The organism is Pseudomonas sp. SDO5215_S409 (genome assembly GCF_054071325.1).
This window is the reverse complement of sequence record NZ_JBSVWN010000006.1, coordinates 115,915-131,521: the sequence shown is the minus strand read 5'-3', so window position 1 is coordinate 131,521 and position 15,607 is coordinate 115,915. Positions and strand designations below refer to the sequence as shown.

14 protein-coding genes and 1 pseudogene are annotated in these 15,607 nt (G+C 61.2%); 12 read left to right on the top strand and 3 right to left on the bottom strand.

Going from position 1 to position 15,607, the window contains the following annotated elements; translation table 11 throughout:
- Positions 1-90 precede the first annotated feature (90 nt).
- Both argE and argA read left to right on the top strand, forming a co-directional pair.
- Entirely contained in the window at positions 91-1,239 is a 1,149-nt protein-coding gene (gene argE / locus ACW9H9_RS05485) for an acetylornithine deacetylase (RefSeq protein WP_457342138.1), read from the top strand.
- A gap of 133 nt (positions 1,240-1,372) precedes the next feature.
- The gene (gene argA, locus ACW9H9_RS05480; RefSeq protein WP_457342137.1) at positions 1,373-2,671 is read left to right on the top strand and encodes an amino-acid N-acetyltransferase; all 1,299 of its coding nucleotides are present in this window, start codon (positions 1,373-1,375) and stop codon (positions 2,669-2,671) included.
- Between the two features lie 43 nt (positions 2,672-2,714).
- On the opposite strand, the pseudogene tauA reads toward argA, so the two are convergent.
- A pseudogene (gene tauA / locus ACW9H9_RS05475) lies at positions 2,715-3,724 on the bottom strand (taurine ABC transporter substrate-binding protein); the annotation flags it as partial.
- Between the two features lie 369 nt (positions 3,725-4,093).
- Here tauA and ACW9H9_RS05470 point away from each other — a divergent pair.
- From ACW9H9_RS05470 to ACW9H9_RS05435, 8 genes are all read left to right on the top strand, one after another.
- Positions 4,094-5,479, top strand: coding sequence for an OprD family porin (locus ACW9H9_RS05470; protein WP_457342136.1), 1,386 nt, complete (start codon positions 4,094-4,096; stop codon positions 5,477-5,479).
- 277 nt (positions 5,480-5,756) lie between these two features.
- Positions 5,757-6,395: a peroxiredoxin gene (locus ACW9H9_RS05465; RefSeq protein ID WP_457342135.1), complete on the top strand. Its 639-nt coding sequence runs from the start codon at positions 5,757-5,759 to the stop codon at positions 6,393-6,395.
- Between the two features lie 244 nt (positions 6,396-6,639).
- Entirely contained in the window at positions 6,640-7,233 is a 594-nt protein-coding gene (gene ssuE, locus ACW9H9_RS05460) for an NADPH-dependent FMN reductase (protein WP_457342134.1), read from the top strand.
- A gap of 95 nt (positions 7,234-7,328) precedes the next feature.
- The gene (locus ACW9H9_RS05455) at positions 7,329-8,297 is read left to right on the top strand and encodes a sulfonate ABC transporter substrate-binding protein (protein WP_457342133.1); all 969 of its coding nucleotides are present in this window, start codon (positions 7,329-7,331) and stop codon (positions 8,295-8,297) included.
- A 25-nt stretch (positions 8,298-8,322) separates the two neighbouring features.
- Positions 8,323-9,471 (top strand): FMNH2-dependent alkanesulfonate monooxygenase, encoded by a 1,149-nt coding sequence (gene ssuD / locus ACW9H9_RS05450; protein WP_457342132.1) that lies wholly within the window; start codon positions 8,323-8,325, stop codon positions 9,469-9,471.
- Positions 9,472-9,480: 9 nt separating this feature from the next.
- Positions 9,481-10,269, top strand: coding sequence for an aliphatic sulfonate ABC transporter permease SsuC (gene ssuC / locus ACW9H9_RS05445; protein WP_457342131.1), 789 nt, complete (start codon positions 9,481-9,483; stop codon positions 10,267-10,269).
- Positions 10,266-11,072, top strand: a complete 807-nt coding sequence (gene ssuB / locus ACW9H9_RS05440) for an aliphatic sulfonates ABC transporter ATP-binding protein (RefSeq protein ID WP_457342130.1) — start codon at positions 10,266-10,268, stop codon at positions 11,070-11,072. Before ssuC ends, ssuB begins: the two co-directional genes overlap by 4 nt.
- Before the next feature lie 43 nt (positions 11,073-11,115).
- Entirely contained in the window at positions 11,116-11,331 is a 216-nt protein-coding gene (locus tag ACW9H9_RS05435; protein WP_003213899.1) for a TOBE domain-containing protein, read from the top strand.
- 58 nt (positions 11,332-11,389) lie between these two features.
- Here the strand turns inward: ACW9H9_RS05435 and ACW9H9_RS05430 are convergent, their stop codons facing one another.
- The gene (locus ACW9H9_RS05430) at positions 11,390-12,022 is read right to left on the bottom strand and encodes a TetR/AcrR family transcriptional regulator (protein ID WP_457342129.1); all 633 of its coding nucleotides are present in this window, start codon (positions 12,020-12,022) and stop codon (positions 11,390-11,392) included.
- A gap of 143 nt (positions 12,023-12,165) precedes the next feature.
- The gene (locus tag ACW9H9_RS05425) at positions 12,166-13,542 is read right to left on the bottom strand and encodes a glutamine synthetase family protein (RefSeq protein ID WP_003195252.1); all 1,377 of its coding nucleotides are present in this window, start codon (positions 13,540-13,542) and stop codon (positions 12,166-12,168) included.
- Positions 13,543-13,820: 278 nt separating this feature from the next.
- On the opposite strand from ACW9H9_RS05425, the gene ACW9H9_RS05420 reads away from it, so the two are divergent.
- On the top strand, positions 13,821-14,168 hold the full coding sequence (locus ACW9H9_RS05420) for a hypothetical protein (protein ID WP_457342128.1): 348 nt from the start codon (positions 13,821-13,823) through the stop codon (positions 14,166-14,168).
- 39 nt (positions 14,169-14,207) lie between these two features.
- Positions 14,208-15,566 carry a glutamine synthetase family protein gene (locus ACW9H9_RS05415; protein WP_457342127.1) on the top strand — a complete coding sequence of 453 codons (1,359 nt, stop codon included), beginning with the start codon at positions 14,208-14,210 and terminating at the stop codon, positions 15,564-15,566.
- Positions 15,567-15,607: the final 41 nt, after the last annotated feature.

The following is a 15,607-nucleotide window of genomic DNA, read 5'->3' as shown; positions in this document are numbered from 1 at the left end:
GGACTGAGCCCGGCAACGTGCCGCAACGGTTTATTGTGTTGCGCACATGGCTCTATGATGGGCCTCATTCGCACCGTTGAGAGATCGCGCATGCCGTTACCGTCCATGAAAGAGCAGTTCGCCGCGCTGATCGCCGCGCCGTCGGTGAGTTGCACCCAGGCCTCTCTCGACCAGTCCAACCGCCCGGTCATTGATTTGCTCGCCGCTTGGCTGGGGGACCTGGGGTTTGCCTGCGACATCCAGCAGGTCAGCCCCGGCAAGTTCAACCTGTTGGCCAGCATGGGCAGCGGCCCCGGTGGCCTGGTGCTTGCCGGGCACAGTGACACCGTGCCGTATGACGACGCGCTGTGGCAGACCGATCCGCTCAAGCTGACGGAAGTCGACGGTCGCTGGGTAGGACTGGGCAGTTGCGACATGAAAGGTTTTTTTGCACTGGTGATCGAAGCGGTCCAGCCTTTGTTGGACCAGCCCTTCAAGCAACCCTTGCTGATCCTCGCCACCTGCGATGAGGAAAGCTCCATGGCCGGCGCCCGCGCCCTGGCCGAAGCCGGTCGCCCGTTGGGCCGCGCGGCAGTGATCGGCGAGCCGACGGGCTTGCGGCCGATCCGCTTGCACAAAGGCGTGATGATGGAGCGCATCGATATCCTCGGGCGCAGCGGCCATTCGTCGGACCCCAGCCTGGGCCATAGCGCGCTGGAAGCCATGCACGATGCCATCGGCGAATTGCGCGGCCTGCGCCTGGCCTGGCAGCGCGAATACCGCAACCCGCAGTTCAGCGTGCCGCAGCCCACGATGAACTTTGGCTGCATCCACGGCGGCGACAACCCCAACCGCATCTGCGGCCAGTGTTCGCTGGAGTTCGACCTGCGGCCCTTGCCCGGTATGGACCCCGAAGTGCTGCGCGCCGCCATCCGGCAAAAGCTGCAACCCTTGGCCGAACGCCACCAGGTGAAGATCGACTACGCGCCGCTGTTCCCCGAAGTGCCGCCGTTCGAGCAACCCGAGGATGCAGAGCTGGTGCGGGTCGCGGAACGTTTGACCGGCCATCGTGCCGAAGCAGTAGCGTTCGGCACTGAAGCGCCTTATCTTCAGCGCCTCGGTTGTGAAACCCTAGTGCTTGGCCCCGGCGACATCGCCTGCGCCCACCAGCCCGGCGAGTACCTTGAAATGTCACGCTTGACGCCTACAGTGCGTCTATTGCGCGGACTTATCGAACACTATTGCCTTACCCCCGCATAAATTAACCCCGGCCCATCCGTACATAGAGGAGAGCGAGCGTGTCGCCAAGCCTGTTCCGACGATAACCATCAGCCCGCTGTGCGTTGAGCGATTCATCCTTTTTTGGCTGCTTTTTATTACAGGCCCAGGTTTTATGCCCGAATACGTCAATTGGCTTCGTCACGCGTCTCCTTACATCAATGCCCACCGGGACTGCACCTTTGTGGTCATGCTGCCCGGCGACGGTGTGGAGCATCCCAACTTCGGCAACATCGTCCACGACCTGGTGCTGCTGCACAGCCTGGGCGTGCGCCTGGTGCTGGTGCACGGTTCCCGCCCGCAGATCGAAACCCGCCTGGCCGCCCGTGGCCTGACCCCGCATTACCACGAAGGCATGCGCATTACCGATGCCGCCACGCTTGAATGCGTGATCGACGCCGTGGGCCATTTGCGCATCGCCATCGAGGCGCGATTGTCGATGGACATGGCGTCCTCGCCCATGCAGGGCTCGCGCCTGCGGGTGGCCAGCGGCAATCTGGTGACCGCCCGTCCGATCGGCGTGCTGGGCGGCGTGGACTATCACCACACCGGCGAAGTGCGCCGGGTGGACCGCAAGGGCATCAATCGCCTGCTGGATGAGCGCTCCATCGTATTGCTGTCGCCGCTGGGTTATTCGCCCACCGGGGAGATCTTCAACCTGGCTTGTGAAGACGTGGCCACCCGTGCGGCCATCGACCTGGGCGCGGACAAGTTATTGCTGTTTGGCGCTGACTTGGGCCTGATCGATGAACATGGCCACCTGGTCCGCGAATTGCGCCCACAACAAGTGCCCGCGCACTTGCAGCGCCTGGGCAGCAACTACCAGGCCGAATTGCTCGACGCTGCCGCCGAGGCTTGCCGTGGGGGCGTGGGCCGTAGCCATATCGTCAGCTACGCCGAAGATGGCGCCTTGCTTACCGAACTGTTCACCCGGGACGGCGGCGGCACGCTGGTGGCCCAGGAGCAGTTCGAGTTTGTGCGCGAGGCGGCGATCGAAGACGTCGGCGGCTTGCTGGACTTGATCAGCCCGCTGGAAGAGCAGGGCATCCTGGTGCGCCGTTCGCGCGAGGTGCTGGAGCGGGAAATCGAGCAGTTCAGCGTGGTCGAGCGTGAAGGGATGATCATCGCCTGCGCGGCCCTTTACCCCATTGCCGACTCGGACACCGGCGAACTGGCCTGCCTGGCGGTGAACCCCGAATACCGTCACGGCGGGCGCGGCGACGAGTTGCTCGAGCGCATCGAGAGCCGCGCACGCACGCTGGGGTTGAAGACGCTGTTTGTACTCACCACCCGCACCGCGCACTGGTTTCGCGAGCGCGGGTTCGAGCCGAGCAGTGTGGACCGGCTGCCGGCGGCGCGTGCATCGCTGTACAACTATCAGCGCAATTCGAAGATTTTCGAAAAGGCCTTGTAAGCGGTTCTACACAGTGAGGCCGGGGCATGATCGGGGAGCGCAATCGCTCCCCGGTTTGTTTTGAGGCTATTTGTCGATGAATTTTGCACTGACATACGCCGAATAGTCCGGCAGCACCGTCTCCACTTTCTTCTGTTCCTTCAAGAACTTCGCGGTTTCCCCGATGGCCTCTGCCGTACCGCCGCCGAGCAGCGCGCCGGTCAGCTGCGCCTGTGCGTCCGGAAACGTGGTGCCCGCCAGCAACTCGGGAATGTCGGCAGCGTTGGAACCTGTCAATTTGGCGATTTTCTGCACCGGTGCTGAGTCTGCGGTCCAGGCCGAGCGGTGCGCGGCATAGTCGGCGAACGCCTCCAGCGTGACCTTGGCAAAGCTGGCCACGGCGTCAGGATGTTTTTGCGCGAAATCCTTGCGCGCCACCCACACTTCAAACGTCGGTGCACCCCACTGACCCACCTGCGCCGCGTCTGTCAGGGTCTTGCCGGTCTTGCGGATCTCGCCAAGGGCGGGCGACCAGACGAACGCGCCGTCGATGTCCCCACGTTTCCAGGCCGCGGCGATTTCGGCCGGTTGCAGGTTCACCACTTTGACTTTTGAGGTGTCCAGCCCCCAATGCTTCAGGGCGCCGAGCAGGCTGTAATGAGAGGTGGAGACGAAGGGCGTGGCGATGGTTTTGCCGATCAGGTCCTGGGGGGTGTCGATGCCGCTGCCATTGCGCACCACCAAGGCTTCAGAAGTATTGATCTGGGCCGATACGATAAACGCCACGATGGGCACATTGCGCGAGGCCGCCGCCGCGAGGGGGCTGGAGCCCAAGTTAGCGATTTGCACGTCGCCGGAGGCGAGGGCGGTGACCACTTCGGGGCCGCTGTTGAAGCGGCGCCAATCGATGGTTTGGCCGAGTGCTTTCTCGTAGAGGCCGTCTGCCTGGGGCACTTTGCTGGGGTCGATACCGGTCTGATAACCGACGGTGAGGGGGGCGGCTTGGGCGCCAAAAGAAATTACCAGTGACACAAAAACTGTAACAAATTGACGGGACGATGCGCGTTTAGCCATGATGGCGTCGCCTTTTTGATCGTGAGTGACGTATGAGGGTTAGCCTCGACACTAATGGATCTAAAAAGGCGCTGGTAAATACTCTTTTGGAATTAACTTATGGAGCGACACCGCCTTTGACGGTTCTGCGCGCCATGGAAAGTGTTATTCCTGAATCGTATGAAAAAGAATGAAACAATTCTTTTTGGGTGTATGAAAAACTCATTACCCTGCAGGGACCAAATCAACAGCGATTAGACGAAGGTAGTAGACACACAAGGTTACGATTGACTTGCCAGTCACTATCTGGCGCTAATCGCGCATCTGTGGATCGAGGGCGTCAGACCCTGGACCGAGAACTACAAAAATTAGAAATGAGAGGAGCGGTACATGAAGAAGTCAACATTGGCGTTGGCCGTGGCTGTTGCTGCAATCGCCCAACAGGCGAACGCTGCCGGTTTCGTTGAAGACAGCAAGGCCACACTGGGGCTGCGTAACTTCTACATCAACACTGACAACCGTGACGACGCTACCAAAGCGGCCGGCGCGCAAAGCAAGCAAGAGGAATGGGGCCAAGGCTTCATCTTCAACTTCACTTCCGGCTATACCCAAGGCACTGTTGGCTTCGGTCTGGATGCTATCGGCCTGTTGGGCGTCAAATTGGATTCGGGTGGCGGCACCAACGGTGCAAGCGCGCGCTCCGGTACCAGCTATGGCTCCTACGGCGGCACTGTTTTCCCAAGCAAGTCCAATGGCGAAGCAGTGGATGATTTCTCCAGCCTGGGTTTGACTGCCAAGGCCAAGATCTCCAAAACCGAGCTCAAGCTGGGCACCTTGCAGCCAAAGCTGCCGGTCATCATGACCAACGATGGTCGTCTGCTGCCGCAAACCTTCCAGGGTGGCCAGATCACTTCGGCCGATATTACTGACCTCACGCTGACAGCCGGTCAGATCGAGAAGGTCAAGGGCCGTAACTCCAGCAACAACGAAAACCTGTCACTCGGTGGCGCCAACGGCCGTAGCGCTACTGGCCGTGACAGCAACAAATTCCTCTACGCAGGTGGTGACTACAAGATCACCAAGGACCTGACTGCCCAGTACTACTACGGCAATCTGGACAACTTCTACAAGCAGCACTTCCTGGGTCTGGTACACAACTGGGCAATCGGCCCGGGCGTGTTGAAGTCTGACCTGCGTTACTTCCGCAGCCTGGACGACGGCGCCAACGGCAGCGACAAAAACTACTACACCACCGGCGACTACGGCACGGGCATTACCAAAGGTAAGGTCGATAACACACTGTACAGCGGCCTGTTCCTGTACTCGGTGTCCGGTCACACCTTCGGTGGCGGCTATCAGGTCAGCAACGGCGACAGTGACTTCCCGTGGCTGAACCAAGGTGACGGTTCTTCCAACTACACCATCACTGACATGCAAATCCAGAAGTTCGGCCGTGCTGGCGAACGTACCTGGCAAGCTCGCTACGCTTATGACTTCGCCAAAGTTGGCCTGCCAGGCCTGACTGCTGGTGTCATCTACTTGCGCGGCGACAATATCGACACCACAGGTAAAGTCGGTACTGCTCAGAAAACGGTCAATGCTACCGGTGCCAACGAGTGGGAACGTGATATCACGGTTGCCTATGTGGTCCCTGAAGGCACTTTCAAGAACCTTGGCTTTGCTTGGAAAAACGCCATGTGGCGTAACGACATTCCAGGCCAGCGTAATCAGGATGAAAACCGCCTGATCGTCAGCTACTCGATACCGCTGTTGTAAGGCGTTTCGTGTAAAACCTTGCCCGGCGCAACGCCGGGCAGGGTGTCTTACTTTCAAGTCGGGCTCAACCCCCGCAAGCCCTTCCTGAACCCCTCGTTTACAGCGTCTCAAGGCCTTCTCGAACCTTGAAGCCAATAGTGATCCGCGCGTGTTCGGCGCACCAGTGAATAGATTTTTAATATTTCTTTTTCGTCTAAATAAATCGATATTTATTCTTTTTAAATAAATCCAGGCACAGGCACAGTTGGCGTCATAAGCAGCCAACAGGAGCCACACCATGAGCCTTAGACTGGGCGACATCGCCCCCGACTTCGAACAGGATTCCAGCGCCGGCAAGATTCGTTTCCATGAGTGGCTGGGCGACAGCTGGGGCGTACTGTTTTCTCACCCGGCGGACTTCACCCCGGTGTGCACCACCGAGCTTGGGTTTACCGCCAAGCTCAAGGACGAGTTCGCCAAGCGCGGCGTCAAGGCCATCGCCCTGTCGGTCGACCCGGTGGACTCGCACCACAAGTGGATCGAAGACATCAACGAAACCCAGGGCACCACGGTCAACTTCCCGATCTTGGCGGATGCCGACCGCAAAGTGTCCGACCTGTATGACCTGATCCACCCGAATGCCAGCGATACCCTCACCGTGCGTTCGTTGTTCGTGGTCGACCCGAACAAAAAGGTGCGCCTGACCATTACCTACCCGGCCAGCACGGGCCGCAATTTCCACGAAATCCTGCGGGTGATCGACTCATTGCAACTGACCGACAGCCATAAAGTCGCCACCCCGGCCAACTGGCAGGACGGTGACGAGGTGGTGATCGTGCCGTCGCTCAAGGACGAGGATGAGATCAAGCAACGGTTCCCCAAGGGCTATCGCGCAGTGAAGCCGTACCTGCGCCTTACGCCGCAGCCTAATCGTTAAGGCCCAATCCATGCGGGGGTGGGCATGCCCACTCGCGCAGGGTGTTCGCGTCACACAAGCAGGGGTTTTGAGGCCGTTTCGACGGCCTTTTTTATGGACGAAGGGTTTTAAAGGTCATATTCAATTAAAGAATAAACAAATGAAAAAATGAGATTTATAGATATATAAATCTGCTGCTATGGTCTGTCCCATCTTGGCGCCATCGCTACAGCGAACCGCCGACACTGACATAGGAAACGCCTACATGCTGGTCGTAACACTTGGTGGCAGTCCCAGCCAGCGCTCCCGGTCCGGGGTCTTGCTGGAGCATGCGCGGCGCCTGTTGCAGCAACAGGGTGTGGAAGTGGTGAGTTATCAGGTACGGGACTTCCCGGCTGAAGACTTGCTGCACGCCCGCTTCGACAGCCCGAAAATCATTGACCTGCTGCAACAGGTGGCCAATGCCGACGGCCTGGTGATCGCCACGCCGGTGTACAAGGCCTCGTTTTCCGGTGCCCTGAAAACCATTCTCGACCTGCTGCCCGAGCGCGCCTTGGCGCATAAGGTGGTATTGCCCATCGCCACCGGCGGCAGCATCGCCCACATGCTGGCGGTGGATTACGCCCTCAAGCCTGTGCTGTCGGCCCTCAAGGCGCAGGAGCTGCTCAACGGCATCTTTGCCGAAGACAGCCAGATCGCCTACGGCGAGGGCAGTGCCCAGGCGCAATTGGCGCCGGGCCTGGAAGCCCGCTTGAGCGAAGCCCTGGAGCAGTTTCACAGCGCCCTGGCCCGTCGCCCCAAACCGCTGGACCCCAATGTGTTGAACGAACGCCTGCTGAGTGCTCGCTGGAGCATCTGAGCAACGCCTGAACCAAGTACTACTCACCTTACTCAGCCGCCAACGGCCAAGCAGGTGCAGCCAACCCCCTTATCGCATTATTTGGAGAGAGCGCCATGCGCACTGTCATCTTGCGTCGTGGACTGGTCGCACTGTTTGCTGCGGCTGTGTCCTTTGGCGCGGTTATTCACGCTCAAGCGGCCGAAACCCTGCGGATCGGTTATCAGAAGTACGGCACGCTGGTGCTGCTCAAGGCCAAGGGCTCGCTGGAAAAGCGCCTGGCCGAGCAGGGTGTACAAGTGCAATGGACCGAATTCCCCGGTGGCCCGCAGTTGCTGGAAGGGCTGAACGTGGGCTCGATCGACTTTGGCGTGACAGGCGAAACCCCGCCGGTCTTCGCCCAGGCCGCAGGCGCCGACTTGCTCTACGTCGCCTATGAGCCGCCAGCGCCCCACAGCGAAGCGATCCTGGTGCCCAAGGACTCGCCGATCAAGTCGGTGCAAGACCTCAAGGGCAAGAAAGTAGTGCTCAACAAAGGCTCCAACGTGCACTACCTGCTGGTGCGCGCCCTGGAAGATGCGGGCCTTAAATACACCGACATCCAAACCGTGTTCCTGCCGCCCGCCGATGCTCGCGCCGCGTTCGAGCGCGGCAGCGTAGATGCCTGGGCGATCTGGGACCCGTACCAGGCCGCTGCCGAGAAACAGCTGCAAGCGCGCACCCTGCGTGACGGCGCGGGAATCGCTGACAACCATCAGTTTTACCTCGCCACCAAACCCTACGCCGAGAAGCACCCCGAGGTGATCAAGGCCTTGGTGGATGAAGTCCGCGCCGTGGGCGAATGGTCCCAGGCCAACCCTGAAGAAGTGACGGCCCAGGTGGCCCCGCTGCTGGGCCTGCCCGCCGACATCACGCTGACTTCGGTGAAGCGCCAGGGCTATGGGGCGTTGTTTCTGACCCCTGAAGTGATCGCAGCACAACAGAAAATCGCCGACACCTTCTACCAGCTCAAGTTGATTCCCAAACCCTTGAGCATCAAGGACGTGATCTGGACGCCACCTGCGTCCGTGGCCAAAGCGCCGTAACCCGACTTCTTCAGGAGACAACTCCATGAGCCTCAATATTTTCTGGTTTCTACCCACCCACGGTGACGGCCATTACCTGGGCACCGCCGAGGGCGCACGCGCTGTCGACCACGGTTACCTGCAACAAGTGGCGCAGGCGGCCGATCGCCTGGGGTTTGGCGGGGTGCTGATCCCGACTGGCCGTTCCTGCGAAGACTCCTGGCTGGTGGCCGCGTCGTTGATCCCGGTCACCCAGCGGCTGAAGTTTTTGGTGGCGCTGCGCCCCGGGATCATTTCCCCTACCGTGGCGGCGCGCCAGGCCGCGACCCTGGACCGCCTCTCGGGCGGGCGGGCGCTGTTCAACCTGGTGACTGGGGGCGACCCTGAGGAGCTGGCCGGTGACGGGCTGTTCTTGAGCCACGAAGAGCGTTATCAGGCTTCGGTGGAATTCACCCGTATCTGGCGCCGTGTGCTGGAAGGTGAAACCGTGGACTACGACGGCCAGCACATCAGCGTCAAAGGCGCCAAATTGCTCTACCCGCCGATTCAGCAGCCCCGCCCGCCGTTGTACTTTGGCGGCTCTTCCGAGGCGGCCCAGGACCTGGCCGCCGAGCAAGTGGAAATGGTGCTGACCTGGGGCGAGCCCCCGGCCGCCGTGGCAGAAAAAATCGAGCAGGTGCGGGCCAAGGCCGCCAAGTTGGGCCGCACCGTGCGTTTCGGCATCCGCTTGCATGTGATCGTGCGTGAAACCAACGCCGAAGCCTGGCAAGCGGCCGACAAACTGATCTCCCACGTGGACGATGACACCATCGCCCGTGCCCAGGCTTCCCTGTCGCGCTTTGACTCGGTGGGCCAGCAGCGCATGGCCGCCCTGCACGGCGGCAGCCGCGACAACCTCGAGGTGAGCCCCAACCTGTGGGCGGGCGTGGGCCTGGTGCGGGGCGGTGCCGGTACGGCGCTGGTGGGCGATGGCCCGACCGTGGCCGCGCGGGTCAAGGAGTACGCGGACCTGGGCATCGACACCTTTATTTTCTCCGGCTACCCCCACCTGGAAGAGTCGTACCGCGTCGCCGAATTGCTGTTCCCGCACCTGGATATCGAACGCCCCGAGGCGCCCAAGGGGGCCGGTTACGTGAGCCCGTTCGGCGAGATGGTCGCCAACGATATCCTTCCCAAAGCTGCTTCACAAAGCTGAGGCGCCGTCATGAACCTTGAGAAACTGAGCCATCGGCTCGCGCCCTGGTTGCTGCCGGTGCTGTTGCTGGCCGGGTGGCAGTTGTCGGTGTCGGCGGGCTGGTTGTCGACCCGCATTCTGCCGGCGCCCAGTGCTGTGATCGAGGCGGGCATCAACCTGGTCAGCAGCGGCGAAATCTGGACGCACCTGGCCATCAGTGGTTGGCGTGCGGCCGTGGGCTTTTTGATCGGCGGCAGCATCGGCCTGGTGCTGGGGTTTATCACCGGCCTGTCGAAGTGGGGCGAACGCCTGCTGGACAGCTCGGTGCAGATGATCCGCAACGTGCCGCACCTGGCGCTGATCCCGTTGGTGATCCTGTGGTTCGGCATCGACGAGTCGGCGAAGATTTTTTTGGTGGCGCTGGGCACCCTGTTCCCGATTTACCTCAACACCTATCACGGCATCCGCAATGTCGACCCGGCGCTGGTGGAGATGGCTCGCAGCTACGGCCTGTCCGGTTTCAGCCTGTTTAGCCAGGTGATCCTGCCCGGCGCGCTGCCCTCGATTCTGGTGGGCGTGCGTTTTGCGCTGGGGTTCATGTGGCTGACGCTGATTGTGGCGGAAACCATTTCTGCCAGTTCCGGCATCGGCTACCTGGCAATGAACGCCCGCGAGTTCCTGCAAACCGACGTCGTGGTGCTGGCCATCGTGCTCTATGCCGTGCTCGGCAAGCTGGCCGACCTGGCCGCGCGCGGGCTGGAACGGGTGTGGTTGCGTTGGCACCCGGCTTATCAAGTCAATAAAGGCGGTGCGGCATGACAGCTCAACAACCTCCGCGCCTGTTGCAAGGCATCCCCCTGGCGGTGCGCAAGTTGCGCAAGGCGTTTGGCGCACGTGAAGTGCTCAAGGGCATCGACCTGCATATCCCGGCGGGCCAGTTCGTGGCCGTGGTGGGGCGCAGCGGGTGCGGCAAAAGCACCTTGCTGCGCCTGCTGGCCGGGCTGGACAAAGCCAGCGGCGGCGAGCTGCTGGCGGGCTCTGCGCCGCTTGGCGAGGCCATTGAAGACACGCGGTTGATGTTCCAGGAAGCGCGCTTGCTGCCGTGGAAAAAGATCATCGACAACGTGGGCCTGGGCCTCAAGGGCAACTGGCGCCCCCAGGCGCTGGAAGCCCTGGAAGCGGTGGGCCTGGCCGAGCGCGCCAATGAATGGCCGGCGGCGTTGTCCGGTGGCCAGAAACAACGCGTGGCCCTGGCCCGCGCCCTGATTCACCAACCGCGCTTGCTGCTGCTGGACGAGCCCCTGGGCGCGTTGGACGCCCTGACCCGCATCGAGATGCAGCAACTGATCGAGAACCTCTGGCAAAAGCGCGGTTTCACCGTGTTGCTGGTGACCCACGATGTGAGCGAGGCCGTGGCGATCGCCGACCGCGTCATTCTGATCGAAGAGGGCGAAGTGGGCCTGGACCTGCAGGTCGACCTGCCACGCCCGCGCGCGCGCGGCTCACACCGCCTGGCCGCGCTGGAAACCGAAGTACTCAACCGCGTGCTGTCGCTACCCGGCACCCCGCCAGACCCCGAACCTGTTTCACCGCTGCCCACGCAATTGCGATGGGCGTTGTAGGCCGTGGTGAATTGCCGCTTCTTATCCCCCTAGGAGAAACCGTATGACTATTAAAGCCATCAACGTGCGTAACCAGTTCAAAGGCACCATCAAGGAAATCGTCGAAGGCGACGTGCTGTCGGAAATCGACGTGCAGACCGCATCTGGCATCGTGACGTCCGTGATCACCACCCGCTCGGTCAAAGAGCTGGAACTGGTGATCGGCAGCGAAGTGATTGCCTTCGTGAAGTCCACCGAGGTGTCGATCGCCAAGTTGTGACCGGCGCGCTGCATACGGCCCCGAAGGTGCGAGCCTGTCGGGGTTTTTGGCGTGTGCGTCAGGCCCGCTTGGGCAAAAAGGCCGGCAGGTAGAGGCCCACGTAGGCGTCGAACACGCGCATGCCTTCTTCGGCCATGCGCGGGGTGATTTGCCCGTGCTGGTGCACCGAGCGCGCGTAGACGCGGTCGCTCAGCTCCAGGGCCAGGGCAAACACGTCCACATCGGCCGGTAGCGTCGGCAGTTCAAAGTGGCGGTTGAACACGTCGAACATCAGGTCTCCCAGTTCCAGGTCGTGCTGGCGGTCGGCCTGGGTCACTTCGGTCAGGCCGTGCTGGGCCAGGATCAGCTGGCGCGCCGCCGCGTCGCTACCGTAGATGGCGAGCATGCGCTGCTCGACGATGCCGGACAGGTCGCGCCAGTGCTTGAGCGGCGCGGGGTCGATAGGCGCTTGCAGGGCCGCGCGAAAGGCGGCGTGGACATCGGCGGTGAGCGCTTCGAGCAGGGCCGGCACGCTGGCGAAGAAGTGATAAACCGAGGACGGCGGAATCTGCGCCCGTTCGGCCACGCTGTAGATCGACAGGCCGGCCACCCCTTCACTCGCCAGCAAGGTGCGGGCGGCGTCCAGGATCGCGTCGATCCGGGCCTGGCTGCGGGCGCGGGGTTTGCGAGGGGCGGCGGGGCGGGTGGTCATGGATGTCTCCTACAGGGCAGGGGGCATTGTACGAGGCAGGGGGTGTGTTGTCTGCCAACCCGCTCTTGCGGGCACGCCCCGGCGCCCATAAAAAAACGCCACAGGCCAACAGCCTGCAGCGTTCTTTTTACGCCAGCACCCGCTTACACGGTATGCAAGTACCAGTTGTACTCAAGGTCGGAGATGGAGTGTTCGAACTCTTCCAGCTCACTTTCCTTGCAGGCGACGAAGATATCGATGTACTTCGGATCGATGTACTTGGCCATCACCTCGCTGTCGTCCAACTCGCGCAGGGCATCGCGCAGGTTGTTGGGCAGGCTTTGCTCGTTCTGCTCGTAGCTGTTGCCTTCGACCGGCGCGTTGGGCTCGATCTTGTTGGTCAGGCCGTGGTGCACGCCCGCCAGTACCGAAGCCATCAGCAGGTACGGGTTGGCGTCGGCGCCCGCCACGCGGTGTTCGATGCGCACGGCATCGGAGGAGCCGGTGGGCACGCGAATGGCGACGGTGCGGTTGTCCAGGCCCCAGCACGGCGAGTTCGGCACGTAGAACTGTGCGCCGAAGCGGCGGTAAGAGTTGACGTTGGGGCACAGAAACGCCATCTGGGCGGGCAGGGTCTCGAGCACACCGCCGATTGCATGACGCAATGCGGCGTTCTGCTCGGGATCCTCGCTGGCAAAGATATTTTTGCCGTCCTTGTCCAGGATCGAAATGTGCACATGCAAGCCGTTGCCTGCCTGGCCCGGGTAAGGCTTGGCCATGAAGGTGGTGTCCATTTCATGGTCGTAGGCGATGTTTTTGATCAGGCGCTTGAGCAGTACCGCGTAGTCGCAGGCCTTGATCGGGTCGGCCACGTGGTGCAGGTTCACCTCGAACTGCGCCGGGGCGCTTTCCTTGACGATGGCGTCGGCGGGAATGCCTTGCTCTTTGGCACCTTCCAGAATGTCCTGGAGGCAGTCGACGTATTCGTCGAGGTCGTCGATCAGGTAGACCTGTGTCGAGTGCGGGCGTTTGCCGGAGATCGGCGAGCGGGGCGGTTGTGGGCGGCCATTCACGTTCTCCTGGTCGATCAGGTAGAACTCCAGCTCGAAGGCGGCGCAGATGGTCAGGCCCAGATCGTCAAATTTGGTAACAACTTGACGGAGTACTTCGCGCGGATCGGCGAAGAAGGGCTCACCTTCCAGTTCGTGCATGGTCATCAGCAGTTGCGCGGTAGGGCGCTTTTGCCACGGCTCGTTGCACAGGGTGTCGGGGATGGGATAGCAGATTCGGTCAGCATCACCGATGTCCAGGCCCAGGCCGGTGCTTTCCACCGTAGAGCCGTTGATATCCAGGGCAAATAAAGAGGCAGGCAGGTTAATGCCCTTCTCGTAAACCTTGTGGAGGCTGGTGCGTTCGATGCGCTTGCCGCGCACCACACCATTCATATCCGCAATTAGAAGGTCTACGTACAGAACCTCAGGATGATCCTTAAGGAACGCGTTCGCTTCGTTAAGCTGAACGGCACGCGGGGGTACCGACATGATGCAACACCTTTGTTGTTAAAAATATCAATCATTGATCTTTTCTGGTTTCAGTCAACCCGAACGGCATGCCGAAGTCAAGCGAGGCCTTTTTTGCCCTAAAAAAGCGCCTCGAGGCCATTTTTGGGGCTTTTTGGGGCGGTTTTTTGGGATAGGGGTGCAGGGGGCCCGCAGGTTTGAGCGTCGCGTGTTGTATTTTTTACGGGGGTGTTGTGTAAAAAAATGAACAAGGCTAAGCTCGATTCAAACCCATAACAGCAATAATACCGGGGTGCTTCATGTCTCGCCTGCCGCCATCTGGCGTCTCGATCTGCGCAAGACAGGTCGGTTTGCAAGCTTTTCAGCCGTGCAGTGATACCGCCGCGCGTTCAGTGTTCAGCCCTGAACCGCGTGTTTTATTCACCGTCACGGTTTCTCTGAACACCCCGCGTGCGGCCATTATTCTTGACGGCCCGCACACGCCGCTTTTCTGTGCTTTGCCTGCCCGCTCAATCACGTTCAACCCATGCCCGGTTGCCGCCTGGCCGTGGGCTGCTCATGATTCTGCACGGCTTTTGCTTGAGGAGCAGGTAAGCTCCCACCTGGATCGACAGAACGACGCGGATGCTGCGTCAACCAACGCCTGACTTTTAATGGACGTCAGGAAACCCAGCCCAGAGGCATTTATGAGTAACAACCTCGACCAGCTCACCGATTGGTTGAAAAACCACAAGATCACAGAAGTCGAATGCATGATTGGCGACCTGACCGGCATCACCCGGGGCAAGATCTCGCCGACCAACAAGTTCATCGCCGAAAAAGGCATGCGCCTGCCCGAAAGCGTGCTGCTGCAAACGGTCACCGGCGACTACGTCGAAGACGACATTTATTACGAACTGCTCGACCCGGCCGACATCGACATGATCTGCCGCCCGGACGAGAACGCGGTGTACCTGGTGCCCTGGGCCATCGAGCCCACCGCCCAGGTGATCCACGACACCTACGACAAGCAAGGCAACCCCATCGAGCTGTCGCCGCGCAACGTGCTCAAAAAGGTTCTCAAGCTCTACGCCGACCGGGGCTGGCAGCCTATCGTGGCGCCCGAGATGGAGTTCTACCTGACCAAGCGCTGCGAAGACCCGGACTTCCCGCTGCAACCGCCGATTGGCCGCTCGGGCCGCCCGGAAACCGGTCGCCAGTCGTTTTCCATCGAAGCGGCCAACGAATTCGACCCGCTGTTTGAAGACGTCTACGACTGGTGCGAGTTGCAGGAACTGGACCTGGACACCCTGATCCACGAAGACGGCACTGCGCAGATGGAAATCAACTTCCGTCACGGCGATGCCCTGTCCCTGGCCGACCAGATTCTGGTGTTCAAGCGCACCATGCGCGAGGCGGCGCTCAAGCACAATGTGGCGGCCACCTTTATGGCCAAGCCCATGACCGGCGAGCCCGGCAGCGCGATGCACCTGCACCAGAGCATCATCGACATCGCCACCGGCAAGAACGTCTTCTCCAACGAAGACGGGACCATGAGCCAGCTGTTTCTCAACCACATTGGTGGCCTGCAGAAATTCATCCCCGAATTGCTGCCGCTGTTTGCGCCCAACGTGAACTCGTTCCGCCGCTTTTTGCCCGACACCTCGGCGCCGGTAAACGTGGAGTGGGGCGAAGAAAACCGCACCGTGGGCCTGCGCGTACCGGATGCCGGGCCGCAAAACCGCCGCGTGGAAAACCGCCTGCCGGGCGCCGACGCCAACCCCTACCTGGCCATTGCCGCCAGTTTGCTGTGCGGGTTCATCGGCATGGTCGAAGGCCACAACCCCAGCGCGCCGGTGGTGGGCCGTGGCTACGAGCGCCGCAACCTGCGCCTGCCGCTGACCATCGAAGACGCCCTGGAACGCATGGAAAACAGCAAGACCATCGAGAAATACCTGGGGCACAAATTCATCACAGGCTACGTCGCGGTCAAGCGGGCCGAGCATGAAAACTTCAAGCGCGTCATCAGTTCGTGGGAGCGGGAATTCCTGCTCTTTGCCGTCTGATGCGCCGGGCGCGCCGTGCAAGCGGTGCGCCCTCACCCGAA

What these genes read in the sequence shown, in the direction of transcription:
- ACW9H9_RS05420 (WP_457342128.1), top strand. Translation starts at nt 13,821, where the DNA reads ATGTCTCGCCTGCCGCCATCTGGCGTCTCGATCTGCGCAAGACAGGTC.
- ACW9H9_RS05425 (WP_003195252.1), bottom strand. Translation starts at nt 13,542, where the DNA reads ATGTCGGTACCCCCGCGTGCCGTTCAGCTTAACGAAGCGAACGCGTTC.
- argE (WP_457342138.1), top strand. Translation starts at nt 91, where the DNA reads ATGCCGTTACCGTCCATGAAAGAGCAGTTCGCCGCGCTGATCGCCGCG.
- ACW9H9_RS05465 (WP_457342135.1), top strand. Translation starts at nt 5,757, where the DNA reads ATGAGCCTTAGACTGGGCGACATCGCCCCCGACTTCGAACAGGATTCC.
- ssuE (WP_457342134.1), top strand. Translation starts at nt 6,640, where the DNA reads ATGCTGGTCGTAACACTTGGTGGCAGTCCCAGCCAGCGCTCCCGGTCC.
- ACW9H9_RS05455 (WP_457342133.1), top strand. Translation starts at nt 7,329, where the DNA reads ATGCGCACTGTCATCTTGCGTCGTGGACTGGTCGCACTGTTTGCTGCG.
- argA (WP_457342137.1), top strand. Translation starts at nt 1,373, where the DNA reads ATGCCCGAATACGTCAATTGGCTTCGTCACGCGTCTCCTTACATCAAT.
- ssuD (WP_457342132.1), top strand. Translation starts at nt 8,323, where the DNA reads ATGAGCCTCAATATTTTCTGGTTTCTACCCACCCACGGTGACGGCCAT.
- ssuB (WP_457342130.1), top strand. Translation starts at nt 10,266, where the DNA reads ATGACAGCTCAACAACCTCCGCGCCTGTTGCAAGGCATCCCCCTGGCG.
- ACW9H9_RS05435 (WP_003213899.1), top strand. Translation starts at nt 11,116, where the DNA reads ATGACTATTAAAGCCATCAACGTGCGTAACCAGTTCAAAGGCACCATC.
- ACW9H9_RS05430 (WP_457342129.1), bottom strand. Translation starts at nt 12,022, where the DNA reads ATGACCACCCGCCCCGCCGCCCCTCGCAAACCCCGCGCCCGCAGCCAG.
- ACW9H9_RS05470 (WP_457342136.1), top strand. Translation starts at nt 4,094, where the DNA reads ATGAAGAAGTCAACATTGGCGTTGGCCGTGGCTGTTGCTGCAATCGCC.
- ssuC (WP_457342131.1), top strand. Translation starts at nt 9,481, where the DNA reads ATGAACCTTGAGAAACTGAGCCATCGGCTCGCGCCCTGGTTGCTGCCG.
- ACW9H9_RS05415 (WP_457342127.1), top strand. Translation starts at nt 14,208, where the DNA reads ATGAGTAACAACCTCGACCAGCTCACCGATTGGTTGAAAAACCACAAG.